The organism is Variovorax sp. SG517, assembly GCF_013376045.1.
Lineage (GTDB): Bacteria > Pseudomonadota > Gammaproteobacteria > Burkholderiales > Burkholderiaceae_C > Variovorax.
Window position 1 is genome coordinate 354,802 of the sequence record NZ_JABMJG010000003.1, and the last position, 24,527, is coordinate 379,328.

Annotated in this window: 23 protein-coding genes; 3 read left to right on the forward strand and 20 right to left on the reverse strand. The window is 66.4% G+C overall.

Annotated features, from left to right (window positions below; translation table 11 throughout):
* Positions 1-45: 45 nt before the first annotated feature.
* The 20 genes from FHT32_RS11005 to gyrA all read right to left on the reverse strand — a co-directional run bounded on the left by FHT32_RS11005 (position 46) and on the right by gyrA (position 22,128).
* Entirely contained in the window at positions 46-324 is a 279-nt protein-coding gene (locus tag FHT32_RS11005; RefSeq protein ID WP_019654754.1) for a K+/H+ antiporter subunit F, read from the reverse strand.
* Positions 321-812, reverse strand: coding sequence for a Na+/H+ antiporter subunit E (locus FHT32_RS11010; RefSeq protein WP_176664662.1), 492 nt, complete (start codon positions 810-812; stop codon positions 321-323). The genes FHT32_RS11005 and FHT32_RS11010 overlap by 4 nt, the downstream gene beginning before the upstream one ends.
* Positions 809-2,491: a monovalent cation/H+ antiporter subunit D gene (locus tag FHT32_RS11015; protein ID WP_176664978.1), complete on the reverse strand. Its 1,683-nt coding sequence runs from the start codon at positions 2,489-2,491 to the stop codon at positions 809-811. The genes FHT32_RS11010 and FHT32_RS11015 overlap by 4 nt, the downstream gene beginning before the upstream one ends.
* A 41-nt stretch (positions 2,492-2,532) precedes the next feature.
* Positions 2,533-2,883, reverse strand: coding sequence for a Na+/H+ antiporter subunit C (locus tag FHT32_RS11020; RefSeq protein WP_093199043.1), 351 nt, complete (start codon positions 2,881-2,883; stop codon positions 2,533-2,535).
* Entirely contained in the window at positions 2,883-5,831 is a 2,949-nt protein-coding gene (locus FHT32_RS11025) for a monovalent cation/H+ antiporter subunit A (protein WP_176664663.1), read from the reverse strand. The genes FHT32_RS11020 and FHT32_RS11025 overlap by 1 nt, the downstream gene beginning before the upstream one ends.
* 88 nt (positions 5,832-5,919) lie before the next feature.
* Positions 5,920-6,297, reverse strand: coding sequence for a fluoride efflux transporter CrcB (gene crcB / locus FHT32_RS11030; RefSeq protein WP_176664664.1), 378 nt, complete (start codon positions 6,295-6,297; stop codon positions 5,920-5,922).
* 40 nt (positions 6,298-6,337) lie between these two features.
* Positions 6,338-7,651 carry a TRAP transporter large permease gene (locus tag FHT32_RS11035; RefSeq protein ID WP_176664665.1) on the reverse strand — a complete coding sequence of 438 codons (1,314 nt, stop codon included), beginning with the start codon at positions 7,649-7,651 and terminating at the stop codon, positions 6,338-6,340.
* Between the two features lie 25 nt (positions 7,652-7,676).
* Complete coding sequence (locus FHT32_RS11040; RefSeq protein ID WP_176664666.1) at positions 7,677-8,210, reverse strand: TRAP transporter small permease; 534 nt, start codon at positions 8,208-8,210, stop codon at positions 7,677-7,679.
* A gap of 3 nt (positions 8,211-8,213) precedes the next feature.
* On the reverse strand, positions 8,214-9,182 hold the full coding sequence (locus tag FHT32_RS11045) for a TRAP transporter substrate-binding protein (RefSeq protein WP_176664667.1): 969 nt from the start codon (positions 9,180-9,182) through the stop codon (positions 8,214-8,216).
* Positions 9,183-9,337: 155 nt separating this feature from the next.
* The gene (locus tag FHT32_RS11050) at positions 9,338-9,670 is read right to left on the reverse strand and encodes a helix-hairpin-helix domain-containing protein (protein WP_176664668.1); all 333 of its coding nucleotides are present in this window, start codon (positions 9,668-9,670) and stop codon (positions 9,338-9,340) included.
* Positions 9,671-9,809: 139 nt separating this feature from the next.
* Positions 9,810-10,979 carry a lipopolysaccharide assembly protein LapB gene (gene lapB / locus FHT32_RS11055; protein ID WP_176664669.1) on the reverse strand — a complete coding sequence of 390 codons (1,170 nt, stop codon included), beginning with the start codon at positions 10,977-10,979 and terminating at the stop codon, positions 9,810-9,812.
* Positions 10,969-11,307, reverse strand: coding sequence for a lipopolysaccharide assembly LapA domain-containing protein (locus FHT32_RS11060; protein ID WP_176664670.1), 339 nt, complete (start codon positions 11,305-11,307; stop codon positions 10,969-10,971). The genes lapB and FHT32_RS11060 overlap by 11 nt, the downstream gene beginning before the upstream one ends.
* Positions 11,308-11,364: 57 nt before the next feature.
* The gene (locus tag FHT32_RS11065) at positions 11,365-11,691 is read right to left on the reverse strand and encodes an integration host factor subunit beta (protein ID WP_176664671.1); all 327 of its coding nucleotides are present in this window, start codon (positions 11,689-11,691) and stop codon (positions 11,365-11,367) included.
* A 78-nt stretch (positions 11,692-11,769) separates the two neighbouring features.
* Complete coding sequence (gene rpsA / locus FHT32_RS11070) at positions 11,770-13,458, reverse strand: 30S ribosomal protein S1 (RefSeq protein WP_019654767.1); 1,689 nt, start codon at positions 13,456-13,458, stop codon at positions 11,770-11,772.
* A 228-nt stretch (positions 13,459-13,686) separates the two neighbouring features.
* Entirely contained in the window at positions 13,687-15,699 is a 2,013-nt protein-coding gene (locus tag FHT32_RS11075; RefSeq protein WP_176664672.1) for a bifunctional 3-phosphoshikimate 1-carboxyvinyltransferase/cytidylate kinase, read from the reverse strand.
* 1 nt (position 15,700) lies between these two features.
* A complete protein-coding gene (locus tag FHT32_RS11080; protein WP_176664673.1) occupies positions 15,701-16,591 on the reverse strand; it encodes a prephenate dehydrogenase/arogenate dehydrogenase family protein in 891 nt (296 codons plus the stop codon).
* A 26-nt stretch (positions 16,592-16,617) separates the two neighbouring features.
* Positions 16,618-17,742 (reverse strand): prephenate dehydratase, encoded by a 1,125-nt coding sequence (gene pheA / locus FHT32_RS11085; protein ID WP_126022918.1) that lies wholly within the window; start codon positions 17,740-17,742, stop codon positions 16,618-16,620.
* A 24-nt stretch (positions 17,743-17,766) separates the two neighbouring features.
* Positions 17,767-18,834 (reverse strand): 3-phosphoserine/phosphohydroxythreonine transaminase, encoded by a 1,068-nt coding sequence (gene serC / locus FHT32_RS11090; protein WP_256098980.1) that lies wholly within the window; start codon positions 18,832-18,834, stop codon positions 17,767-17,769.
* A 70-nt stretch (positions 18,835-18,904) separates the two neighbouring features.
* A complete protein-coding gene (locus FHT32_RS11095) occupies positions 18,905-19,486 on the reverse strand; it encodes a DUF2059 domain-containing protein (protein WP_176664675.1) in 582 nt (193 codons plus the stop codon).
* Positions 19,483-22,128, reverse strand: coding sequence for a DNA gyrase subunit A (gene gyrA / locus FHT32_RS11100; protein ID WP_176664676.1), 2,646 nt, complete (start codon positions 22,126-22,128; stop codon positions 19,483-19,485). The genes FHT32_RS11095 and gyrA overlap by 4 nt, the downstream gene beginning before the upstream one ends.
* Positions 22,129-22,352: 224 nt before the next feature.
* Between gyrA and ompA the strand changes: the two genes are divergently transcribed.
* The 3 genes from ompA (at position 22,353) to FHT32_RS11115 (ending at position 24,514) form a co-directional block, all read left to right on the forward strand.
* Complete coding sequence (gene ompA, locus FHT32_RS11105; protein WP_093199080.1) at positions 22,353-23,003, forward strand: outer membrane protein OmpA; 651 nt, start codon at positions 22,353-22,355, stop codon at positions 23,001-23,003.
* Positions 23,004-23,129: 126 nt separating this feature from the next.
* The gene (ubiG, locus tag FHT32_RS11110) at positions 23,130-23,849 is read left to right on the forward strand and encodes a bifunctional 2-polyprenyl-6-hydroxyphenol methylase/3-demethylubiquinol 3-O-methyltransferase UbiG (RefSeq protein ID WP_176664677.1); all 720 of its coding nucleotides are present in this window, start codon (positions 23,130-23,132) and stop codon (positions 23,847-23,849) included.
* Positions 23,846-24,514 carry an HAD family hydrolase gene (locus FHT32_RS11115; RefSeq protein WP_176664678.1) on the forward strand — a complete coding sequence of 223 codons (669 nt, stop codon included), beginning with the start codon at positions 23,846-23,848 and terminating at the stop codon, positions 24,512-24,514. The genes ubiG and FHT32_RS11115 overlap by 4 nt, the downstream gene beginning before the upstream one ends.
* Positions 24,515-24,527: the final 13 nt, after the last annotated feature.

Sequence of the window (24,527 nt, forward strand, 5' to 3'; positions counted from 1 at the left end):
TTCGCACTGCGGTGCGAGCTTGCTGGTGGCGGCCCGGCGCGGCGCTCATTCGATCACCTCCCCGCGCAGCAGGAACTTTGCCATCGCCGTCGAGCTCACGAAGCCGAACAGCGCGATCAGCATCGCGGCGGCGAAGTACACGTCGCTCGCGTAGACGATGCCCAGCACCAGCATCATCAGCATGCCGTTGATGTAGAGGCAGTCCAGCGCCATCACGCGGTCTTGGGCGGAAGGGCCGATCAGCAGGCGCGCGACGGCGCACAGCATCGCCACCGCCAGCAGGAACAGTGCGAACTTGAGCGACCAGAAAAGGATGGGCGTCATGATTCGAAGATCTCCATCAGCGGACGTTCGTAGCGGCGCTTGATCTGCGCGATGAAGGCGGCTTCGTCGTCGAGGTCGAACACGTGGATCAGCAGGGTGCTGCGGTCGAAGGCCACCTCGCCCCAGGCGGTGCCGGGCGTGAGGCACATGATCATCGAGAGCACCGCGAGGCCGTTGGGGTCGCGCAGGTCGAGCGGGATGCGCACGAAGCTCGCCTGTATGTGTTCGCTGCGGCGCGTGAGCAGCGCGCGCGCCACCGCGAACACCGACACCGACATGTCGTAGAGCACGACGCCGCACAGCCGCAGCGCTACGCCGGGGCGGCGCATGCGCACCGTGGCGGGCCGCAGGCCCTTGGTCAGCAGCGGCACGGCGATGGCGAGCAGCACGCCCGACAACAGCGTGCTCGCTTCGAGCGACTGGTTGAGCAGCAGCCAGATGACGAACAGCGCGAGCGACAGCGGCGGAGAGGGAATCAGGCGTTTCATTGCGCGCCTGCCTTTCCTTCGGCCTTGGCGGTGGGCACCGGGTTCGGCACCTGCCGCGCCTCCATCACCGCCGCGCGATAGGCCGTGGGCGCGCGCAGGCCCTCGGCGGTGGCCAGCGCGTGGCGCATCACCGGCTCGGCCCAGACCGTGAGCGCAATGCAGGCCGCGATCAGCCCGGCCACCGGCAGCACTTCGAGCGCCGGCAGCGACGGCAGGTTGCCGTGCGGCTGGGTCCAGAAATGGCGGATGCCGGTGCGGCTCAGCGCGATCAGCGCAAGGAAGCCCGAGGCGATCAGCAGCACCAGGAAGGTCCAGCCGGTCGTGCCGATCACGCCGCTGCCGCCGCTGCCGTTCATCAGCCCCGAGAGCATCGCGAACTTGCCGACGAAGCCCGACAGCGGCGGCAGGCCGGTCAGCAGCAGCGTGCAGATCATGAAGCTCAGGCCCAGGAAGGCGACGCCGGCCGGAATGGCGCGGCCATAGAGCGCCTGCGCGTCGTCGTCGAGGTTCACGTCGCTCAGCGCGCTCAGGTCTTCCGCCAGGAAGGGCGCGGTGCCGGCGGCCTCGTGCGGCGCCACGCTCATGCCTGCGTTGCGCCAGCGCTCGATCATGTCGATCAGCAGGAAGAAGGCGCTCACCGCGAGGGTGGAGCTCAGCAGGTAGAAGAGCGCGCCGGCCCACACGGCCGGCTGCCCCAGCCCCACGGCGGCGAGCAGCGTGCCGGCCGATATCAGCACGCTGAAGCCCGCGAGGTTGGAAAGCCGCTGCGTACCGAGGATGCCGAAGGCCGCCACGAAGAGCGTGGCGATGCCCGCGCCCACCAGCACCGGCTGGCCGAAGGCGACCGATGCGCCGGTGTCTGGCGCGAAGAGCACCGTCCACAGCCGCAGCACGGTATAGACGCCCAGCTTGGTGAGCAGCGCGAACACCGCGCCCACCGGCGACACCGCCGAGCTGTAGGCCGGCACCAGCCAGAAGTTGAGCGGCCACGCGCCCGCCTTGGCGAAGAAGGCGGTGAAGAGGATGGCCGTGGCCGCGTGCACCAGTCCGCGGTCGCCCGGCGCGAGTTCGGCGATGCGCATGCCAAGGTCGGCCATGTTGAGCGTGCCGGTCACGCCGTAGAGGATGGCCGCGCCGATCAGGAACAGCGACGACGCCGCGAGGTTGATCGCGATGTAGTGCAGCCCCGCCTGCACGCGCAGCCGGCCCGAGCCGTGCAGCAGCAGGCCGTAGGAGGCCGCGAGCATCACCTCGAAGAACACGAACAGGTTGAACAGGTCGCCCGTGAGGAAGGCGCCGTTCAGGCCCATGAGCTGAAGCTGCAGCAGCGGATGGAAGTGCACGCCCGCGCGGTCCCAGCGCGAGGTGGAGTAGATCGACGCCGCGAAGGCGATGACGCCGGTGAGCGCCACCATCATGGTCGAGAGCCGGTCGGCCACCAGCACGATGCCGAAGGGCGCGCGCCAGTTGCCCGGCAGGTACACGCCGATGGAGCCCGGGCCGCCGCCCGTGTCGGGCGCATTCACCCAGCGCAGCAGCGCCAGCGCGGCCAGCAGGCCGACCAGGCCCGAAACCACGCTCAGCGCCGACTTGGCGCGCCGGCGGTTCTCGCCCAGCAGCAGCATGAGCGCGGCCGTGAGCATGGGCACGAGGATCGGTACCGCCACCAGGTGCGGCATGCTGAACTCGAGCAACTGGTCGAGCAGATGAAAAACCTCCTTCACTCCGCCTCCTGCCGTTCTTCACCGTCCACGTGGTCGGTGCCGGTGATGCCGCGCGAGGCGAGCATCACGACGAGGAAGAGCGCCGTCATCGCGAAGCCGATCACGATGGCGGTGAGCACCAGTGCCTGCGGCATCGGGTCGGCCGTGTTGGCCAGCGTGGCGGTCAGGCCCTTGATGAGCACCGGCTCGCTGTCGACCTTGAGCCGCCCCATGCTGAAGATGAAGAGATTGACCGCGTACGAGATCAGCGTCAGGCCCATGATGACCTGGAAGGTGCGCGGGCGCAGCAGCATGTAGACGCCCGAGCCGGTGAGCACGCCGATGGCGAGCGCGAGCACGATTTCCATCAGCCGGCTCCTCCCTCGGTCGCACCGGCGGCGGTCGCCTCGGCTTCCTTTTCTTTCTGCTCGTCGGCCCAGCGGTGGCTGCGTATCGACTGGTGGGCCAGCGCGGTCAGGATCAGCATGGTGGCGCCGAGCACCAGCGCGAACACGCCGATGTCGAAGAAGAGGGCGCTGGGCACGTGCACCTCGCCCAGCAGCGGAAGGTGCAGGTGCGCGGTGTGGGTGGTGAGGAAGGGGTAGCCGAAGAACACGGCGCCGCCGCCCGTGGCCAGCGCCAGCAGCAGGCCCATGGCGATCCAGCGGCGCGGGTAGATGCGCAGGTGCTCTTCCACCCACTCGGTGCCCGAGACGATGAACTGCAGCACCAGCGCGACCGACATCACCAGCCCCGCGACGAAGCCGCCGCCCGGCGCGTTGTGGCCGCGCATGAAGAAGTAGACCGACACCAGCACCGACACCGGCAGCAGCAGGCGCACCAGCACGGCCGGCACCATCAGGTAGCCCACGGCGGTGTCCTTGGCGCGGCGCGGGTTCAGCAGGTCGCTGCTGCCGTCGTCGGCCTGCAGCCGCTGCTGGATCGGCAGGGACATCGATTCGATGGCGGGGCGGAAGCGCCGCAGCAGCGCATACACGGTGAGCGCGACGATGCCGAGCACCGTGATCTCGCCGAAGGTGTCGAAGCCGCGGAAGTCGACCAGCATCACGTTGACCACGTTGGTGCCGCCGCCCTCGGTGAGCGCACGTTCGAGGAAGAAGGGCGAGATGCTCTGCGGAAAGGTGCGCGTCATCATGGCCCAGGCGAGCGCGGCCATGCCGCTGCCGGCGATGGCGGCGATCAGCAGGTCGCGCCCGCGCCGGCCCCACGGCTTGAGCCGCGCGCGCGCGGGCTGCACCACGTCCTTGCTGCGCATCGGCAGCCAGCGCAGGCCCAGCAGGATCAGCACCGTGGTGACGGCCTCGACCACCAGCTGCGTCAGCGCCAGGTCGGGCGCAGAGAACCAGATGTAGGTGACGCACGAGACCAGCCCCGCGCCCGCGGCCAGCATCAGCGCCGCCAGCCGGTGGAACTTGGCCTGCCACGCGGCGGCCACCGCGCAAGTGCCGCCGATGAGCCAGGTCATGGCGAACATCGGCGAGAAGGGCAGCAGCTCGCGCGTGCCGGGCGCGGCGGGCGTGAGCTGCAGGGAAGCGGTCGCGCCCGCCACTGCCACCACCACCAGCAGCAGCAACTGCCACTGCATGCGCTTCGTGCCGAAGAGGCGGCGGCTGCGCCGGCCGGCCTCGCTCAGCAGCGCGATGATGTGTTCGAAGATGACCTGGCCGTCGAAGCGGTGCAGCAGGGGCGTGTTCTCGAGGCCGCCGCGCTCGCGCTGGCGGCGCTGCAGCAGGTACAGCGCGGCGCCGCCCGCCAGTGCCACGAAGCTCATCAGCAGCGGCAGGTTGAAGCCGTGCCACACGGCCAGGCTGTATTCGGGCAGCGTGCCGCCGACCACCGGAGATGCAGCCGCGGCGAGCATCGGCCCCACCGACCACGCCGGCGCCACGCCCACCACCAGGCACACCAGCACCAGCAGCTCGACCGGCACCCGCATCCAGTGCGGAGGCTCGTGCGGATGCTTGGGCACCTCGTCGCCGCAGGGCGGGCCGAAGAACACGTCGAACACGAAGCGCGCCGAGTACGCCACGCTGAAGATGCCGGCCACCGTGGCGATCAGCGGCAGGCTGAAGTCGACCCACGGCGTGGCCTGGATGAACACCGTCTCCGCGAAAAACATCTCCTTCGAGAGGAAGCCGTTGAGCAGCGGCACCCCGGCCATCGAGGCGCTGGCGATGATGGCCAGGGTGCCGGTGATCGGCATGAGCCGCATCAGGCCGCTGAGCTTGCGGATGTCGCGCGTGCCGGTCTCGTGGTCGATGATGCCGGCCGCCATGAACAGCGACGCCTTGAAGGTGGCGTGGTTCATCACGTGGAAGACGGCGGCCACGGCGGCCAGCGGGCTGTTCAGCCCCAGCAGCAGCGTGATGAGCCCGAGGTGCGAGATGGTCGAGTAGGCCAGCAGCGCCTTCAGGTCGCGCTGGAACATCGCGATGAAGCCGCCGAGCAGCAGCGTAATGGCGCCAGCGCCGCCCACCAGCCAGAACCACTGCTCGGTGCCCGAGAGCACCGGCCACAGCCGCGCCATGAGGAACACGCCCAGCTTCACCATGGTGGCCGAGTGCAGGTAGGCCGACACTGGCGTGGGCGCGGCCATGGCGCGCGGCAGCCAGAAGTGGAAGGGGAACTGCGCACTCTTGGTGAAGGCACCCAGCAGGATCAGCGTGAGCGCGACGGGGTAGAGCGCGTGCGCGCGGATGATGTCGCCCGAGGCCAGCACCTTGTCGAGTTCGTAGCTGCCGGTGATGCGCCCCAGCACCAGCACGCCGGCCAGCAGGCAAAGCCCGCCCGCGCCGGTGACGGTGAGCGCCATGCGCGCGCCGCGCCGCGCGTCGCGGCGGTGGTGCCAGTAGCCGATCAGCAGGAAGGAGAACAGGCTGGTGAGCTCCCAGAACAGCACCATCTGGATCAGGTTGCCCGAGAGCACCACGCCCATCATCGCGCCCATGAACGCGAGGAAGAACGAGAAGAAGCGCGGCACCGGGTCGGAGGCCGACATGTAGTAGCGCGCATACAGCACCACCAGCGCGCCGATGCCCAGCACCAGCATGCAGAACAGCCATGCGAAGCCGTCCATGCGGAACACGAGGTTCAGGCCGAGTGCGGGGAGCCATTCGATTTCTTGCCGCAACACGCCGCCGTTGGCGATCTGCGGGAAGAACCATGCGGCCTGGATGGCGCAGCCCAGCGCGACCAGCCCTGCCAGCGTCGACTCCCTGTTGCGCGCGTTGGAAGGCATCAACGCGGCCAGCACGCTGGCAATGAAGGGGAGGGCGACGAGAAAGACCAGGGGCATTGGGGTCGATTCTATCGGCCGACCCTATGGAAAGCCTTATCTATAACCGCAAGACATAAGGCAGTTTTTCACCCGGCTTTCATGCGATTCAGGAGGAGAAAGCCTGCACTGTGCGCAGCCCGAGCCAGGTCATGCACAGCGAACCGCCCAGGTGCAGCGCGATGGTGCCCATTGCGAGTCCGAAGCGACCGCTGGTCAGCATGCCCACCACTTCCGCCGAGAAGCTCGAGAAGGTGGTGAGCGTGCCGAGGAAGCCGGTGATCACCATCAGCCGCCATGCGGGGTTGATGTCCGGCAGGCCGCTGAAGACGCCGATGGCCACGCCGATGAGGTAGCCGCCGATCAGGTTCACCGCCAGCGTGCCCCAGGGAATGAGGCCGCCGGGGCTGAGCCAGAGCGCGAAGCCCCAGCGCATGAGGGCGCCGACGCATGCGGCGAGGCAGATGACGATGACGTTCAGCAGCATGACGGCGATTATCCGCATGCCGCCGGGCTGCCAGGCCGCGCTACTTCTCCCTGCCCATCACGACGTCCGGCAGGATCGTCACGATGCTCGGGAACAGCGTAATCAGCACGATGCACAGCACCAGGCAGAAGAAGAACGGGATCGCCGCCTTGGCGATCACGTTGCTGTCCTTGCCCGTCATGTTCTGCAGCACGAAGAGGTTGAAGCCCACCGGCGGCGTGACCTCGGCGATCTCCACCAGCAGCACGATGAAGATGCCGAACCAGATCAGGTCGAAGCCCGCCTTCTGGATCATCGGCAGCACCACCGCGCTTGTGAGCACGATCATCGAGATGCCGTCGAGCGCGGTGCCCAGCACCAGGTACACCAGCACCAGCGCGCCGATCAGCGCGTAGGGCGACAGGTGCATGCTGTCGACCCACTCCGCCAGCTCGCGCGGGATGCCGGTGAAGGCCATGGTCTTGGTGAGGAAGGCGGCGCCGGCCAGGATGAACATGATCATGCAGCTGGTGCGCGTGGCGCCCATGATGCCGTCCTTGAAGTTCTTCCAGGTGAGGCTTCGGCCCCAGGCTGCGATGGCCAGCGAGCCCAGCACGCCGAAGGCCGCGCACTCGGTGGCGGTGGCCCAGCCGGCCACCAGCACCCAGACGATGAACACGATCAGCAAGGCACAGGGAATGAGGTTGCCCGACAGCCTGATCTTCTCCATGAAGGTGGTCGGCGGATCGGCCGGCGGCACCTGGCCCGGGTTGCGCAGGCTCCACCAGCCGATGTAGCCCGAGAACAGCAGCATCAGCAGGAAGCCCGGCAGGAAGCCGGCTAGGAAGATTCGGATGATCGACGCGTCTGCCGCCACCGCGTACACCACCATGGTGATCGACGGCGGAATCAGGATGCCGAGCGTGCCTGCGGTGGCGAGGGAGCCGATCGCCAGCTTCTCGTTGTAGCCGCGGCGCTTGAGCTCGGGCAGCGCCACCTTGGCGATGGTCGCGCAGGTGGCGGCCGACGAGCCCGAGACCGAGCCGAACACGCCGCATCCGAGGATGGTGGTGTGCATCAGGCGGCCCGGCACGCGGTTGAGCCAGGGGCGCAGGCCCTCGAACATCTCCTCGCTGAGCTTGGTGCGAAACAGGATTTCGCCCATCCATATGAAGAGCGGCAGCGCGGCGAGCTCCCAGCTCGCATTGCTTTCCCAGAAGGCCGAGAACAGGTTCTTGCCCGGCAGCGTGTTGGTGAAGAAGGCCTGGCCGACCCAGCCGACGATGGCCAGTGTCATCGCGATCCACACGCCGCCCGCCAGGAGCAGCAGCATGATCGCGAGCAGCAGCGCGCCCATCCAGAGGTTTTCGAACATCGGGTGTCTTTGTTGCTGTTGTTGTTCAGACGTCGGAGGAGAAGTCGCCCGCCGCGTGGCGCTCCTCTATGGCGCGCTGGTAGCTGGGCTTCTCGCCGCGCACCACGCCGACCAGTTCGTCGATCATGGCGATCAGCAGCAGCCAGCAGCCGATCACGAAGGTCGACTGCGGGATCCAGATCGGAATGACGACCAGGCCCGTCGCCATCTCGGCGAACTCGTAGCTCTCGTAGGTGAAGCTGGTGGCCCAGTAGGTGAGATAGGCCACCGACACCGCGGCCACCAGCAGGCAGCCCACGTCGAGCACGCGCCGGATCTTCGGCGACACCGATTCGAGCAGCAGCGTCACGCGCACGAAGTCGCCGTGGCGGAAGGCATGCGCCATCGCGAAGAACGCGGCGGCGGCGCACAGCCAGGCCACCACGTCGTTGAGGCCGCTCACGTGCCAGTTCATCTGCCGGCCCACGCCGGCCAGGATCATCAGCACGAAGATCAGGAACACGCAGAGCGCGCCGAGCGCGCCTGCACCGTCGTACAGGCGGTCGAGGAAGCGGCGCATCGCCTACTTTTTCTTGTAGTTGTCTACGATGGCGGCGCCGTCGGCGCCGGCCACCTTCAGCCAGTCGGCCTGCATGATGCCGCCGACCTGGCGCATGTCGGCGTCGAGCTTGGGCGAGGGCTTGTGGATCTTCATGCCGCGCTCGGCGAGCAGGCGCTTGTATTCCTCGTTCTTCTCCTGCGCCACCTTCCAGCCGCGGGCTTCGGCATCGGCCGCGGCCTTGGCGACGGCGGCCTTGGTGGTGGCGTCGAGCGCGTCGTAGGCCTTCGCGTTCACCAGGATCGCGTTCTTGGGGATCCAGGCCTGCGTGTCGTAGAAGTTCTTGATGTGCTCGTAGGTCTTGGTGTCGTAGCCGGTGGAGCCCGAACTCATGTAGCTCTCGATCACGCCGGTGGCCATGGCCGCGCTGAGTTCGGCCTGCTGGATCTGCACCGGCTGCGCGCCGATGAGTTCGGCGATCTTGGCCGTGGCCGGGCTGTAGGCACGCCACTTGATGCCGCGCAGGTCGGCCACCGAGCCGATTTCCTTCTTGGTGTAGATGCCCTGCGGCGCCCAAGGCACCACGAACAGCACCTTGATGCCCTGGGCCGCGAGCAGCTTCTCCATGGCGGGCTTCGACGCGTCGTAGAGCTTGCGTGCCTCGGGGTAGGTGGTGGCGAGGAAGGGAACGCCGTCGAGCGCGTAGATCGGGTTCTCGTTGGCGAAGTTGGCCAGCAGGATCTCGCCGGCCTGCGCCTGGCCGCTCTGTACCGCGCGCTTGATTTCGGGCGCCTTGAAGAGCGACGCGTTGGCATGCACCGTGATCTTCACCTTGCCGCCCGTGGCCGCGTCGACATCCTTCGCGAACTGCGTGATGTTTTCCGTGTGGTAGTTGGTTGCCGGGTAGGCGGTGGGAAGGTCCCACTTGGTCTGGGCGAAGGCCGCGGCGCCGAGGGTCAGGCCCGCGAGGGCAATGCCGAACTTGTGATTCATTGACTCGCTCCGGAATGTAGTGAAAGCAAAACGAAAGGAAGCTTACGTGCAAATTCCGGGCCACTTTCTGAGGCTTTTCCCTGCCATGGCGTGCATGCTCGCGCGCATGAAAAAGCCGCCCGAAGGCGGCCTTGCATATTTCTACCGGAGCGGGATCAGGGCTTGGCGGACTTCGCTTCCTTCGTGCTCTTCGTTGTTCCCTTCGACGAGGCGGGTGCCGCGTCGCCGAAGCCCTTGCCGTTGACCGTCAGGCCTTCCGACGAGAGCTTGGCCGCCTTCTTCTCTTTTACGCCCTTCACGCGCTGCATGAAGTCTGGCCAGTCCTTGAACTCGCCTTGCTTGCGTGCGTCGAGGATGCGCTTGGACATCGACGGGCCGACGCCCTTGATGCCATCGAGATCGGCTTCCGTGCCCTTGTTGACGTCGACCGCGGCGAACGAAGCAACCGCGAACAGCATGGCCGTGGTGGCCAGGATCTTCTTGAACATGGTGATGAAAACTCCCTGTATTTTGTTGATGAGTGACAGCCGACGGAAATGTCGGCCCGCGCTCAACGAGACACGAAAGCAGGGCGTTGACGCATGAAAGCCGTGCCGGCCTTCATGTGACCATTGTTCAGAAACGTGATCAGAGTTCTTCGACGCGGCGGGGCGGATAGCTGTCCCACGCCTGGCAGCCCGGGCAGTGCCAGAAGTACTGGTGCGCCTCGAAGCCGCAGGCCGCGCAGCGGTAGCGCATGAGTGGCCGCGTGGCCTGGTCGAGCGCGCGCTGCACCTGCGGATGGAACTGCTCGTGCTCGAAGCGCTCGCCCGCGAGCCAGCGCGAGGCCGCGACCAGCGAAGGCTGCTGCGCAAGATGCGCGATGTAGCCGTCGCGCGGCGTGGGGTTCGGTTCTTCCGTGGTCGCGGATGGCTTGCCGCCGAGCGCCATCAGCGCCTCGAGCACGTCGATGGAGGGCGACTCGACGTAGCGGCGCTGCAGCAGCTCGAGCGCATCGGCCTCGCGATGCGCGGCCACGGCGGCCTGCTGCAGCGTGGCGGCATAGAGCGGCAGCGCCAGCGGCGCGGTGTCGCTCAGGGCCACGAGCGTGTCGAAGGCCGCGCTCGCCTCGCCCTTGCGCAGTTGCAGGCTGGCGGTGTCGATGGCCGGGCGCGGTGCCTGCGGCGCGAGTTCGACGGCCTGCGCCAGCAGCTTTTCGGCGCCGGGCAGGTCGCCTGCGGCGACGCGCTCCGTCGCCTGCTCGCAGAGATGGTGCGCGCGGCGCGTGCTGTAGCTGGCCTGGTCGGATTCGTCGAGCTTCTGCGCCACGTCGGCGGCCTGCGCCCATTCGCGCGAGCGCTCGTAGATGGCCAGCAGCGCGAGCCGTGCCTCGTTCTCGTAGCGCGTGCCCTCGAGCTTCTGCAGCGCGGCTTCGGCGCGGTCGAGCAGGCCGGCGCGCAGGAAGTCCTGCGCCAGGGCGTGCTGCGCGCGCTCGCGGTCGCTGCGGCTGAGGTCGCCGCGGCCCAGCAGGTGTTCGTGCACGCGCACCGCGCGCTGGTATTCGCCGCGGCGGCGGAACAGGTTGCCGAGCGCGAAGTGCAGCTCCTGCGTGTCGGGGTCGTTCTGCACGGCCTCGATGAAGGCGTCGATGGCCTGGTCCTGCTGCTCGTTGAGCAGAAAGTTGAGGCCACGGAAGTAGGCCTTGGGCGCCTGCCGGTTCTCCAGCTTGAGCTGGCGGATGTCGAAGCGCGATGCGAGCCAGCCCAGCACGAAGGCGACGGGCAGGCTGATCAGCAGCCAGCTGGGATCAAAGTCCATGTTGACGTACGGCCGGAAGATCGGTGGCGGAGATGGTCGGTGCTGCTGCCGAGGCAGCGGCCGTGGCGGCCGAAGGGGTGGCCGGCTGGGTGTCGGCTGCGGCCGGTGCCTGCGCCGCTGCGGAGCGATGCTTCCACCAGCCCGGCAGCATGCCCAGCGCTCCCACCACGAGCCCGCCCGCGAAGGCCGCGAGCACGACCAGCACCAGCGGCGCGCGCCAGTAGGTGCCGAAGAAGAAATAGACGGTCGCGTCGTGCTGGTTGTTCAGCGCGAAGGCGAAGAGCGTAAAAAAAATGGCTGCCTTGAGCAGCCACAGGAGGTATTTCATAGCCGTTCCCGTTGCCGGGAGCATTCTACGTTTGCAGGCATTTAGATCGTCCGCGCGTCAGGCCTTGCGGCCCTTGGCTTCCTTGCCCACGTCGAGCTCGGCTGTCTTTGCGTCGACGGCTTCGCGCAGCGCCTTGCCGGGCTTGAAGTGCGGCACCCGCTTCTCGGGAATCTGCACGCTCTCGCCCGAACGCGGATTGCGGCCGATGCGCGGCGGACGCCGGTTGACCGAGAAGCTGCCGAAGCCGCGGATCTCGATGCGGTGTCCGCGCACCAGCGCGTCGCTCATGGCGTCGAGGATGGTCTTGACGGCGTATTCGGCATCGCGGTGCGTGAGCTGTGCAAAGCGGGCTGCGAGTTCTTCGACGAGGTCCGAGCGTGTCATAGGCCAAACATAAACGAAAAACGTGGACGAAAAAAAAGACAGAGCGGCCCAAGGGCCTGCTCTGTCTTCCGGCTCAGCTTACTTGCTGTCGTTGTTGTCCAGCTTGGCGCGCAGCAGGGCGCCCAGGCTGGTCGTGCCCGCGTTCTCGCGTGCCGACTGCTGGCTCAGGCTGGCCATGGCGCCTTGCTCGTCGACCATGTCCTTCTGCTTGATCGACAGCTGGATGTTGCGGGTCTTGCGATCCACGTTCACGACGATGGCCGTGACTTCGTCGCCTTCCTTCAGCACGTTGCGGGCATCTTCGACGCGGTCGCGCGAGATTTCCGAAGCACGCAGGTAGCCGACGATGTCTTCGCCGAGGTCGATTTCAGCGCCGCGGGCGTCAACCGTCTTGACCTTGCCGGTCACGATCTGGCCCTTGTCGTTCACCGTGGTGAAGGTGGTGAACGGGTCGCTGTCGAGCTGCTTGATGCCCAGCGAGATGCGCTCGCGGTCCACGTCCACGGCCAGCACGATCGCTTCGACTTCCTGGCCCTTCTTGTAGTTGCGAACGGCGGTTTCGCCGGCTTCGTTCCACGAGAGGTCGGACAGGTGAACCAGGCCGTCGATGCCGGCAGCCAGACCCACGAACACGCCGAAGTCGGTGATCGACTTGATCGGGCCCTTGACGCGGTCGCCGCGCTTGGTGTTCTGCGCGAATTCCTGCCACGGGTTGGCCTTGCACTGCTTCATGCCCAGGCTGATGCGGCGCTTGTCTTCGTCGATTTCCAGGACCATGACTTCGACTTCGTCGCCCAGCGAGACGATCTTGTTCGGAGCGATGTTCTTGTTGGTCCAGTCCATTTCGGAGACGTGCACCAGGCCTTCGATGCCGGGCTCGAGCTCGACGAACGCGCCGTAGTCGGCGATGTTCGTGACCTTGCCGAACAGGCGGGTGCCTTGCGGGTAGCGGCGCGAAACGCCCATCCACGGGTCGTCGCCCATCTGCTTCAGACCCAGCGACACGCGGTTCTTCTCGGTGTCGAACTTGAGGATCTTGGCGGTGATTTCCTGGCCGGCCTGAACGACTTCGCTCGGGTGGCGCACGCGACGCCATGCCATGTCGGTGATGTGCAGCAGGCCGTCGATGCCGCCGAGGTCCACGAACGCACCGTATTCGGTGATGTTCTTGACCACGCCGCGCACCACTGCGCCTTCCTTCAGCGTTTCCATCAGCTTGGCGCGTTCTTCGCCCATGCTGGCCTCGACCACGGCGCGGCGCGACAGCACGACGTTGTTGCGCTTGCGGTCCAGCTTGATGACCTTGAATTCGAGGGTCTTGTTCTCGTAGGGGGTCAGGTCCTTGATCGGACGCGTGTCGATCAGCGAGCCCGGCAGGAATGCGCGGATGCCGTTGACCAGGACCGTGAGGCCGCCCTTGACCTTGCCGCTGGTGGTGCCGGTGACGAAGTCGCCCGATTCCAGCGCCTTCTCGAGGGCCAGCCACGAAGCCAGACGCTTGGCGGTGTCGCGCGAAAGGATGGTGTCGCCGTAGCCGTTTTCAACGCTGCCGATGGCAACGGAAACGAAGTCGCCGGCCTGCACTTCGAGTTCGCCCTTGTCGTTCTTGAACTCTTCGATCGGCACATACGCTTCGGACTTCAGGCCGGCGTTGACGACGACGTGGTTGTGTTCGACACGCACGACTTCGGCGGTGATGACCTCGCCCGTGCGCATTTCGGAACGCTTCAGGGACTCTTCGAACAGATCGGCAAAAGATTCAGACATTTAGTTTCCTTCCGTCAGGCAGGGTTGGCAGGCGCTCTTGCGAAATTGCGTGCGGCTGCTGTGGGTCTGTAGACGGCGGTTTTGTGGGCGTGAGCCCGGTTGGTTGAACAACCAGCAGGCCGGTGCGCTGTCGCGCGGAAGGAGCCTGCTGGAGCGGTATGCACCTACGGATATGCCGTTGGGCGCCAGCTTTTCAAGCGGACCTGAAGAGCTGTCACTTCAGGCCGATCAAGCGGACTTGAACGGCTGAATTTCCTGCCACCAGTCCAACACGGTGTCGATCGATTGCTCGATGGACAACTGCGAGTTGTCGAGGTGGCGGGCGTCCTGCGCCGGCTTCAGGGGGGCGACGCTGCGGGACGAATCCCTGGCGTCACGGGCCTCCAAGTCGGAGCGAAGACTGTCGAGTGTAGTCGAAATTCCCTTTGAAATCAACTGCTTATGGCGCCGTTCGGCGCGCTGGGCAGCGCTGGCCGTGAGGAAGACCTTGAGCGCGGCGTCGGGGAAGATCACCGTGCCCATGTCGCGGCCGTCGGCCACCAGGCCGGGCAGCTGGCGGAAGCGCTGCTGCAGGGCCAGCAGCGCCTCGCGCACGGCCGGCAGCGTGGATACGCGGGAGGCGTCCATGCCGGCGGCTTCGGTACGGATTTCGTCGCTGACGTCCTCGCCGTCGAGCAGCACCTTGCCTTCGGTGAACTGCAGGGGCAGGGCGGCGGCAAGGGCGGCGACTTCGGTCTCGTGTTCCGGGTCGGCGCTCAGGCCCGCGCGGCGCATCGCCAGGCCGGTCACGCGGTAGAGCGAGCCCGAATCGAGGTAGTGGTAGCCAAGAAGGCGCGCGACTTCGGCCGCCAGCGTGCCCTTGCCCGAGGCGGTCGGGCCGTCGATGCAGATCACCGGCACCTCGGTGGCCTGGGCCACGGAGAAGAGCGTCTCGAAGTAGTCGGGGAAGGTCTTGGCGACGCAGTGCGGATCGAGGATACGCACCGGCACGCCCGCCGGGTTGAACGCCGCCAGCGAGAAGCACATGGCCACGCGGTGGTCGTCGTAGGTGCGGATGCTCGCGGGGCGCCAGCCGGCCTGCGCCAGCGGATGCACCCGGATGAAATCGGGCCCGGCCTCGACCGTGGCGCCGAGCTTGCGCAGCTCGTTGGCCATGGCGTCGATGCGATCGGTTTCCTTCACGCGCCAGCTCGCGATGTTGCGCAGCGTGGTGGGGCCGTCGGCATAGAGCGCCATCACGGCCAGCGTCATCGCGGCGTCGGGGATGTGGTTGGCGTCGAGGTCGATGGCCTTGAGCGGCCAGGCGCCGCGGCGGATCTCGAGCCAGTTGGGGCCGCTGTCGACCAGCGCGCCCATCTGGCGGGCGGCGTCGATGAAGCGGATGTCGCCCTGGATGGAGTCGGCGCCCACGCCTTCGATGCGGATGCCTTCCTTGCCGGAAACGCCGGAGGCGATGGCGCCGAGCGCGATGAAATAGCTGGCGGAGGAGGCATCCGCCTCCACGTGGATGTCGCCGGGCGAGCTGTAGCGGCTGCCGGCGGGGATCGTGAAGCGTTCCCAGCCGTCGCGATGCACCTGGATGCCGAAGCGTGCAAGCAGGTTCAGCGTGATCTCGATGTACGGCTTGGAGATCAGCTCGCCGACCACCTCGATCACGATGTCGTTGGCTGCAGCCAGCGGCAGTCCCAGCAGCAGGGCGGTGAGGAACTGGCTCGACACGTCGCCGCGTACGCGGATCGGGGCGTCGAGCGCCAGGTCGCCGTGCGGCACCGGATGGATGCGCAGCGGCGGATAACCGGGATTTCCGAGGTAGTCGATGCGGCAGCCGAGCTGGGTCAGCGCATCGACGAGGTCGCCGATGGGGCGCTCGTGCATGCGCGGAACGCCGCTGAGTTCGAATTCGCCGCCCAGCAGCGACAGTGCCGCCGTCAGCGGGCGCATCGCCGTGCCGGCGTTGCCGAGGAACAGCGGCAGCAGCGCCTCGTTGGGTTTCAGCTGGCCGCCGAGACCGGTGATGCGCAGCGTGCTGCCCGTCTGGTCGATGCCGCAACCCAGGGCGCGCAGCGCGTCGAGCATCACGCGGGTGTCGTCGGAATCGAGCAGGTCGTGGATCGTTGTCGTGCCGCTGGCGAGTGCCGCGAGAAGCAGCACGCGGTTGGAGATGCTCTTGGAGCCCGGCAGCCGGACCGTGCCGGCCGCGCCGGCAAGCGGCGGGAGGTCGAGGAAGGTCGTCGAGAACATCTCAGTTGTCCTGCTGCTGCGACGATGTGTCCGTGGCCGGCTTCCAGGCAGCCCGCGTCCTGCTGGCGGCGGCGATCGACAGCTCGAGGCCGGGCAGGTCGTTCGCGGTCATCATCGCCTCGAAGTCGTCGAGTGCCTTGCGGAAGGCGCGGGACTGCTCCAGCACGTGCTCGCGGTTGGCCAGCAGCACGTCGCGCCACATGACCGGGTCGCTCGCGGCGATGCGCGAGAAGTCGCGGAAGCCCGGGCCGGCAAGGCTCAGGAAGCGCTCGCCCTGCGGCTGGGCGGCCAGGCCGTTGATGTACGCGAAGGCCAGCAGGTGCGGCAGGTGGCTCACGGCGGCGAAGGCGCCGTCGTGCTCCTCGTGCGTCATGGTGACGACATTGGCGCCGATGCCGCTCCACACCTGCGTGGCCCGCTGCACGTTGGAGCGCAGCGTGGTCTTCACCGGGGTCAGCACCACCTGTCGGCCAGTGAAGAGCGACGCCTCGGCATGCTCGATGCCCGAAAGCTCCTTGCCGGCAATGGGATGCGCCGGCACGAAGCTCGCGAACTGGCGCTGCAGGCCGTTGCGCGCGGCCTCGATCACGTCGCCCTTGGTCGAGCCCACGTCCATGACCAGCGTCTCGTTCGAGATGCCATGGCGGATGGCCTTGAAGGTGGCCTCCGAGGCCGCCACCGGCACCGCCAGCAGCACGATGTCGGCGCCCGACACCGCCAGCAGCGCCGAGGGCGCCGCCACGTCGATCACGCCGAGCTGGCGCGCCCGTTCGGTGGTGGAGGGCGACTTGCTGTACCCCACCACGCGTTTCACCAGCTTCGCGCGCTTGAGTGCGAGCGCGAAGGAGCCGCCCATCAGGCCGCAGCCGATCAGTCCCAGTTGTTCGAACATGCTGTCTCTGTGTGTCTGCCTGCCGCTCAGGCCTTGACGGGATAGGCGCCGAGCACCTTGTAGAAGGCGCAGAGGCCGCGCAGCTCGGCCAGCGCGGCAGCCACGTTGGGCTGCGAGGGATGGCCGTCGAGGTCGATGTAGAAGTAGTACTCCCACTGGCCGGTGCGCGCGGGGCGCGACTCGAAGCGCGTCATCGAGACGTTGTTGAGCTTCAGCGGCACCAGCAGGTCGTGTACCGCGCCGGGCCGGTTGGGCACCGAGACGATCAGGCTCGTGCAGTCGCGGCCCGATGCCGGCGGCATGGCAAGCGTCTGCGGCAGGCAGATCACCGAGAAGCGGGTGCGGTTGTACGAGTCGTCCTGGATCGCATGCGCCACGATGTGCAGGCCGAAGCGCGTGGAGGCGCGTTCACCGGCCAGCGCGGCCCATTTAGGATTGGTGGCCGCTAGGCGCGCACCCTCGGCGTTGCTCGATACGGCACGGCGCTCGGCATTGGGCAGGTGCTTGGACAGCCAGGTCTGGCATTGCGCCAGCGCCTGCGGATGGGCCAGCACCGCCTCGACGCCTTCGAGCGAGTTGCTGCTGCGCAGCAGGTGGTGGCGAATCAGCAGGCTGACTTCGCCGACGACGTGCGTGGGCGAGTGCAGGAACAGGTCGAGCGAGCGCGTGACCACGCCCTCGGTCGAGTTCTCGACGCCGACCACGCCGTACTGGGCGCTGCCCGCGGCGGTGGCGTGGAATACCTCGTCGAAGCTGGCGCAGTAGATCAGGTCGGCGGCGCCGCCGAAGTATTCGATGGCGGCCTGCTCGCAGAAGGTGCCTTCGGGGCCGAGCACGGCAACGCGCTGAGGCGATTCGAGCGCCAGGCAGGCCGACATGATTTCGCGCCAGATGGCGGCGACATGGATGTCCTTGAGCGGGCCGCCATTGCTCTTCTGCATCTTGTCGATGACCTGCGCCACGCGGTCGGGGCGGAAGTACGGCGTGCCCTCGCGCTTCTTGACCTCGCCGACCAGCTCGGCCACATGGGCCCGCTCGTTGAGCAGGCTCAGCAGGCGCTGGTCGAGCGAGTCGATCTGCACGCGCAGATCGGCCAGGCTTTCGGAATTGTCGGGAGAGGAGGAGGGCGGTGTGGGGGCGGAGGCGGTCATCGGTGCGAGCGGCTGGGCATGCGCCTAGGCATGCGATCGCTCGAATTCTCGCATGTAGGCCACCAGAGCCTGCACCCCTGCCAGCGGCATGGCGTTGTAAATACTCGCGCGCATGCCCCCGACCGACTTGTGCCCCTTGAGCTGCAGCAGCCCGGCTTCGCGTGCGCCGGCCAGGAAGGCCTCGTTGCGGCTTTCGTCCGCCAGGAAGAACGGCACGTTCATGCGCGAACGGCAGCCCGGGTCGATGCGGTTGGCGTAGAAGTCGGAGCCGTCGATGAAGTCGTACAACAGCTTCGCCTTGGCGATGTTGCGTTGCTCCATGGCGGCGACACCGGTATGCGAGCCTTCGGTCTGCTCCAGCAGCCACTTGAACGTGAGCCCCGCCATGTAGATGCCCCAGGTCGGCGGGGTGTTGTACATGGACTGGTTGTCGGCCACCGTCTTGTAGTTGAAGGCGCTCGGGCAGATATCGAGCGCGTGGCCCAGCAGGTCGTCGCGCACGACCACGATGGTCAGGCCGGCCGGGCCAAGGTTCTTCTGGGCGCCGCCGAAGGCCAGGCCCACGCGGCTCCAGTCGACGCTGCGCGAGGCGACGTGCGAGGAGAAGTCGATGACCAGCGGAGCGCTGCTGCCGAGCGCGGCCAGGTCGGGCAACTGCTGGAATTCGATGCCGTTGATGGTCTCGTTCGAGCACACGTGCACGTACGAGGCATCCTTGGAAAGCTGCCAGGTCGCGGGATCGGGCAGTTTCGTGTGCTGGTCGTCGGCATTGCTGGCTGCCACGCGCGCGCTGCAGTAGCGCTGCGCTTCCTTGTGCGACTTGGTGCTCCAGCTGCCGGTGATGACAAAGTCGGCGGTCTTGCCGCGCGACAGGTTCAGCGGAACGATGGCGTTCTCGCCGAGCCCGCCGCCCTGCATGAACAGGATGTGGAAGTTCGAGGGAATCGCCAGCAGCGTGCGGAGGTCGGCTTCGGCCTGCGTGCAGATCGAGCCGAACTCCTTGCCGCGATGGCTCATCTCCATCACGCTCATGCCGCTGCCCTGCCAGTCGAGCATTTCGGCGGCGGCACGTTGCAGCACCGCCTCCGGCATGGCGGCCGGACCGGCCGAGAAGTTGTAGGGACGCTTGCCGGTCGGGGTCTGCTGCTGGGTCACGTTGCCCTTACTTCTTGGCTGGAGCCTTGGCAGGTGCCTTGGCGGGGGCTGCGCCACCGTCGGTCGGAGCGCCGAGGGCCTTGGCGACGGCGGTGTCGAGCGCCTGCATCTTGGGCTCGACGGTTGCACGCGTCTCGGACACGAGCTTTTCCGTCAGGGCAGTCTGCATCTTGGGGTTGAGTTCCTGGTACTTCTTGCTCAGGGGCGAGTTGATCCAGGCCAGCAGCTGCTTGAGCTCGTCTTCGTTGAAGTTCTGCTCCATCAGCGGGGTGAGAGCGCCCGGTGCCAGCTGAACGGCCTTGTCGCGCACGATGGGGTAGGTCTCGTCGAAGTACTTCTTCAGCTCGGCGTCGGCGGCCTTGGCGGCGGCTTCGCGCTTGGCTTCGGGCACTTGCGTCTGCAGGTATTGCGAACCCGCCTGTGCGATCGGGGCGCTCGACTGCTCGACCAGGCCGCGTGCCAGCGATTCGATGCCGGGACGCTGGATGTCGATGAACTGCTTGATGAGCGTGGCCTTGTCCTGGGCCAGGGCTGCCATCGAGCTGCTCGCCAGGGCGACCGTCAGAAGTGCGAGTTTGATTTTTTTCACTGAGGATTCTCCGTTGAAGATGAGGAAGTATCGTCTGCGTCCGGCTCGGTTTCGCCGTTCGCGTCGTTTTCGACGATACGTTGTAGCCCGCTGAGTTTGGCGCCTTCGTCGAGACCGATCAGCGTAACGCCTTGCGTCGCGCGACCCATTTCACGAATTTCGGCCACCCGGGTGCGCACCAGCACACCCTTGTCGGTGATGAGCATGATCTCATCATCGGCGTGCACGAGAGTCGCAGCAACGACCTTGCCGTTGCGCTCACTCTGTTGAATCGCGATCATGCCCTTGGTTCCCCGGCCGTGACGGGTGTATTCGGTAATGCTTGTTCGCTTTCCGTAACCATTTTCCGTGGCGGTGAGTACGCTCTGCTGCTCGTCCTCGGCCACCAGCATGGCGATCACGCCCTGTCCGGCTTCGAGCGACATGCCGCGCACGCCGCGCGCATTGCGGCCGAGCGGGCGGACGTCTTCCTCGTCGAAGCGCACGGCCTTGCCGCCGTCGCTGAAGAGCATCACGTCGTGCTTGCCGTCGGTGAGCGCCGCGCCGATCAGGTAGTCGCCCTCGTCGAGGTTGACGGCGATGATGCCGCCCTTGCGCGGGTTGCTGAACTCGTCGAGTGCGGTCTTCTTGACCGTGCCCATCGAGGTCGCCATGAACACGTACTGGTCGGCCGGGAAGTTGCGCTTTTCACCCGTCAGCGCGAGCGCGACGTTGATCTTCTCGCCTTCCTGCAGCGGGAACATGTTGACGATGGGGCGCCCGCGCGAGCCGCGCGAACCCGCCGGCACTTCCCATACCTTGAGCCAGTAGAGCCGGCCGCGGTTGGAGAAGCACAGGATGTAGTCGTGCGTGTTGGCGATGAAGAGCTGGTCGATCCAGTCGTCGTCCTTGGTGGTGGTGGCCTGCTTGCCGCGGCCGCCGCGCTTCTGCGCGCGGTACTCGCCCAGCGGCTGGCTCTTGATGTAGCCGCTGTGCGAGAGCGTGACCACCATGTCGGTCGGCGTGATCAGGTCTTCGGTCGAGAGGTCGTAGGCGCTGTGCTCCACCTGGCTGCGGCGCGCGCCGATCTTCGACTGGCCGAACTCCTGCTTGATGGCACCGAGCTCCTCGCCGATGATGGTCGAGACGCGCTCCGGCCGGGCCAGGATGTCGAGCAGGTCGTCGATCTCGGCCATGACTTCCTTGTACTCGGCAACGATCTTGTCCTGCTCGAGGCCTGTCAGGCGCTGCAGGCGCATCTGCAGGATTTCCTGGGCCTGCGTTTCCGACAGGCGGTAGAGGCCGTCGTTGCCCATGCCGAACTCGCGCTCGAGGCCTTCGGGGCGGTAGTCGTCGGCGTTGACTACGCCGCCATCGGCGCGCGTGCGCGTGAGCATCTCGCGCACCAGCTTGCTGTCCCAGCTGCGCGTCATGAGCTCGGCCTTGGCGACGGGCGGCGTGGGCGATTCGCGGATGATGCGGATGAACTCGTCGATGTTCGCCAGCGCCACCGCCAGGCCTTCGAGCACGTGGCCGCGCTCGCGCGCCTTGCGCAGGTTGAACACCGTGCGGCGGGTGACCACTTCGCGGCGGTGCTGCAGGAAGACCTCGATCAGGTCCTTCAGGTTGCACAGCTTGGGCTGGCCGTCGACCAGCGCCACCATGTTGATGCCGAAGGTGTCCTGCAGCTGGGTCTGCTTGTAGAGGTTGTTGAGGACCACCTCGGGCACTTCGCCGCGCTTGAGCTCGATGACAAGGCGCATGCCCGACTTGTCGGACTCGTCCTGGATGTGGCTGATGCCCTCGATCTTCTTCTCGTGCACCAACTCGGCCATGCGCTCCTGCAGCGTCTTCTTGTTGACCTGGTAGGGGAGCTCGTCGACGATGATCGCCTGGCGCTGGCCGCGGTCGATGTCCTCGAAATGGCACTTGGCGCGCATCACGACCTTGCCGCGGCCGGTGCGGTAGCCGTCCTTCACGCCGTTGATGCCGTAGATGATGCCGGCCGTGGGGAAGTCGGGCGCGGGCACGATCTCCATCAGCTCGTCGATGCTGGCCTCGGGGTTGCGCAGCAGGTGCAGGCAGGCGTCCACCACTTCGTTCAGGTTGTGCGGCGGGATATTGGTGGCCATGCCGACCGCAATACCGCCGGAGCCATTGACCAGCAAATTCGGCAGCTGGCTCGGCAACACCTTGGGCTCTTTTTCGGAGCCGTCGTAATTGTCCTGGAAGTCGACAGTTTCCTTGTCGATATCGGCCAGCATTTCATGCGCAATTTTGGCCAGCCGGATTTCCGTATACCGCATTGCGGCCGCGTTGTCTCCATCGACGGACCCGAAGTTGCCCTGGCCGTCGACCAGCATGTGGCGCATCGAGAAGTCCTGGGCCAGGCGGACGATGGTGTCGTAGACCGACTGGTCGCCGTGCGGGTGGTACTTACCGATCACGTCGCCGACGATACGGGCCGACTTCTTGTACGGCCGGTTCCAGTCGTTGTTGAGCTCGTGCATCGCGTAGAGGACGCGGCGGTGCACCGGCTTGAGGCCGTCGCGGGCATCGGGGAGCGCTCGGCCCACGATCACGCTCATGGCGTAATCGAGATAGCTGCTGCGCATTTCCTCTTCGAGACTGATGGGCAGGGTTTCTTTTGCGAAGGAGGTCATGAGCAAGGGGCTGGCGGCAGGAAGGCGAAATTTTACGCTGTGAGGGGTGTCGCACCGCCGCAACACAAGGCGCCTATTCCGCCTCCGTCCTACGCTTCCGGGCCGTCCGGCGGCCTGTTTGCCAAAGACCCTATGGCACAATCGCCTCAACGTTTTGGGTGGTGGTCACTTAAAGCGTCCTTGATTCGCAGCGCGGCTGCGGCTTTTTCCCCAAGAGGAGAACCATGAAGAAACTGAATAAAGTGGCGATGATGTTTGCAGTCGCTGCGCTCGCCACTGCCGCCGGCGCGCAGACCCGTGTCACCGCTGCGGACGGCGGTCCTACGATCGACAACTGGCAAAACGGCACCGGCGAACTGGTTTGGAAGAACGGCACGAACGAACTGTGCTGGCGCGATGCCAACTGGACGCCCGCAACGGCTGCTGCTGGTTGCGACGGCGCTCTGGTTCCTCCCGCTCCGGCTGCCGTGGCTCCGACCCCCGGTACCCCGACTCCCCCGCCCGCTGCGCAAGTCGCCGCTTCGAAGGTGACCTTCGCTGCTGACGCCTTCTTCGACTTCGACAAGTCGGTTCTGAAGCCCGAAGGCCGCGCCAAGCTGACCGACCTGGTCGAGAAGATCCGTGGCGTGAACCTGGAAGTCATCATCGCTGTCGGCCACACCGACTCGATCGGTACGGACGCCTACAACCAGCGTCTGTCGGTGCGTCGCGCCGAAGCCGTCAAGGCCTTCCTGGTCTCGAAGGGCATCGAACGCAACCGCGTCTACACCGAAGGCAAGGGCAAGAAGCAGCCCGTGGCTGACAACCGCACCAAGGAAGGCCGCGCCAAGAACCGTCGCGTGGAAATCGAAGTGGTCGGCACCCGCGCCAACTAATCGATCGATTCCATCGACAATGAAACCCCGCCTCGGCGGGGTTTTTTTATGGCTGCCGAATTCGCGATTGATCTTCGGTAAAGGCTTGCGGTGTTTATCGGACATCGCCCGTTTCATAATCGCTTCATGACAGAAAACCTGAATGCGGACCCGGCCGAACTGGCCAAGTTTTCAGAGCTCGCTCATCGCTGGTGGGATTTGGAAAGCGAATTTCGCCCGCTGCATGAAATCAATCCATTGCGCCTGGAATGGATTGACGGTATTGCGCCAATTTCGCAACGTCGTGTGCTCGATATCGGCTGCGGCGGCGGGATCCTGGCCGACTCGATGGCTCGCAAGGGGGCCGAGGTCCTGGGGATCGACCTCGCGGGCAGGGCGCTCAAGGTGGCGCAGCTGCACGCGCTCGAGGCCGGCACCAAGGGCGTGAAGTATCGCGAGATCAGCGCCGAAGCACTGGCTGCGGAGCAGCCCGGGAGCTTCGACGTCGTCACCTGCATGGAGATGCTCGAGCACGTGCCGCAGCCGGCCTCGGTGATCCAGGCGTGTTCCACTCTTGTGAAGCCGGGCGGATGGGTGTTCTTCTCGACGATCAACCGGAACCTGAAGGCCTTCATGCTGGCCATCGTGGGCGCGGAGTACGTGCTCGGCATGCTGCCGCGCGGTACCCACGAATATGCAAAGCTGATCCGGCCCAGTGAACTGGCCGGCTATTGCAGGGCGGCGGGCCTCGATCTGCGGCACACCCGCGGGCTGGAGCACAACCCTTTGACCCGCCGCTACTGGCTCAGCGACGACACCAGCGTCAACTACATGTTCGCCACGCAGAAGCCGGGATCGCAAGGATGATGGGCGTCGAGACAAAGGCCGTGCTGTTCGACCTCGACGGCACGTTGATCGACAGCGCCCCCGATCTGGGAGCTGCTGCCGACAAGATGCGCACCGATCGTGGCCTCGACTCGCTCCCGCTGGAACGCTACCGTCCCATGGCCGGGGCGGGCGCGCGCGGCATGCTCGGGGTTGCGTTCGGCATCACGCCGGAATCGCCGGAATTTCCCGAGTTGCGCGAAGAATTCTTCGTGGCTTATGAACGCCGCATGCTGCTCAACACCCAAGTGTTCGACGGTATCCAGGCGCTGATCGAGGCGCTGCGCGAGCGCGGGCTGCTGTGGGGAGTCGTCACCAACAAGTCGATGCGCTTCACCGACCCGCTCACGCGGGCCATTCCGCTCTTCGGGAGTGCGGGTGCGGTGGTGAGCGGCGACACCACGCCGTTCGCCAAGCCTCATCCCGAGCCCCTGCATGAGGCTGCGCGTCGGCTCGGGGTGCCGTCCGAGGCCTGCATCTACGTCGGCGACGACGAGCGCGACATCATCGCGGGCCGCGCGGCGGGCATGCGCACGGTCGCGGCGACATACGGCTACATGGGCACCCAGGCCGATTCGACGCTCTGGGAAGCCGATGCTTCGATAACTTCACCCCTCGAGCTCTTGAAGTTGCTCGATAGCGCCTAAAATACTCTCCCTT

Excerpts from the sequence above, each read along its gene's own strand:
- serC (WP_256098980.1), bottom strand. The coding sequence starts at position 18,834 with ATGCCGGAGGCGGTGCTGCAACGTGCCGCCGCCGAAATGCTCGACTGG.
- ubiG (WP_176664677.1), top strand. The coding sequence starts at position 23,130 with ATGACAGAAAACCTGAATGCGGACCCGGCCGAACTGGCCAAGTTTTCA.
- FHT32_RS11040 (WP_176664666.1), bottom strand. The coding sequence starts at position 8,210 with ATGCGCCGCTTCCTCGACCGCCTGTACGACGGTGCAGGCGCGCTCGGC.
- FHT32_RS11020 (WP_093199043.1), bottom strand. The coding sequence starts at position 2,883 with ATGGAAATCGTGCTCGCGCTCGCCATCGGCGTGCTCACCGGCTCGGGC.
- crcB (WP_176664664.1), bottom strand. The coding sequence starts at position 6,297 with ATGCTGCTGAACGTCATCGTCATCTGCCTCGCCGCATGCGTCGGCGCC.
- lapB (WP_176664669.1), bottom strand. The coding sequence starts at position 10,979 with ATGGACTTTGATCCCAGCTGGCTGCTGATCAGCCTGCCCGTCGCCTTC.
- rpsA (WP_019654767.1), bottom strand. The coding sequence starts at position 13,458 with ATGTCTGAATCTTTTGCCGATCTGTTCGAAGAGTCCCTGAAGCGTTCC.
- FHT32_RS11080 (WP_176664673.1), bottom strand. The coding sequence starts at position 16,591 with ATGTTCGAACAACTGGGACTGATCGGCTGCGGCCTGATGGGCGGCTCC.
- FHT32_RS11015 (WP_176664978.1), bottom strand. The coding sequence starts at position 2,491 with ATGCCGCACCTGGTGGCGGTACCGATCCTCGTGCCCATGCTCACGGCC.
- FHT32_RS11035 (WP_176664665.1), bottom strand. The coding sequence starts at position 7,651 with ATGTTCGAAAACCTCTGGATGGGCGCGCTGCTGCTCGCGATCATGCTG.
- FHT32_RS11065 (WP_176664671.1), bottom strand. The coding sequence starts at position 11,691 with ATGACACGCTCGGACCTCGTCGAAGAACTCGCAGCCCGCTTTGCACAG.
- pheA (WP_126022918.1), bottom strand. The coding sequence starts at position 17,742 with ATGACCGCCTCCGCCCCCACACCGCCCTCCTCCTCTCCCGACAATTCC.
- FHT32_RS11010 (WP_176664662.1), bottom strand. The coding sequence starts at position 812 with ATGAAACGCCTGATTCCCTCTCCGCCGCTGTCGCTCGCGCTGTTCGTC.
- FHT32_RS11115 (WP_176664678.1), top strand. The coding sequence starts at position 23,846 with ATGATGGGCGTCGAGACAAAGGCCGTGCTGTTCGACCTCGACGGCACG.
- FHT32_RS11025 (WP_176664663.1), bottom strand. The coding sequence starts at position 5,831 with ATGCCCCTGGTCTTTCTCGTCGCCCTCCCCTTCATTGCCAGCGTGCTG.
- FHT32_RS11050 (WP_176664668.1), bottom strand. The coding sequence starts at position 9,670 with ATGTTCAAGAAGATCCTGGCCACCACGGCCATGCTGTTCGCGGTTGCT.
- ompA (WP_093199080.1), top strand. The coding sequence starts at position 22,353 with ATGAAGAAACTGAATAAAGTGGCGATGATGTTTGCAGTCGCTGCGCTC.
- FHT32_RS11060 (WP_176664670.1), bottom strand. The coding sequence starts at position 11,307 with ATGAAATACCTCCTGTGGCTGCTCAAGGCAGCCATTTTTTTTACGCTC.
- FHT32_RS11005 (WP_019654754.1), bottom strand. The coding sequence starts at position 324 with ATGACGCCCATCCTTTTCTGGTCGCTCAAGTTCGCACTGTTCCTGCTG.
- FHT32_RS11075 (WP_176664672.1), bottom strand. The coding sequence starts at position 15,699 with ATGTTCTCGACGACCTTCCTCGACCTCCCGCCGCTTGCCGGCGCGGCC.
- FHT32_RS11045 (WP_176664667.1), bottom strand. The coding sequence starts at position 9,182 with ATGAATCACAAGTTCGGCATTGCCCTCGCGGGCCTGACCCTCGGCGCC.
- gyrA (WP_176664676.1), bottom strand. The coding sequence starts at position 22,128 with ATGACCTCCTTCGCAAAAGAAACCCTGCCCATCAGTCTCGAAGAGGAA.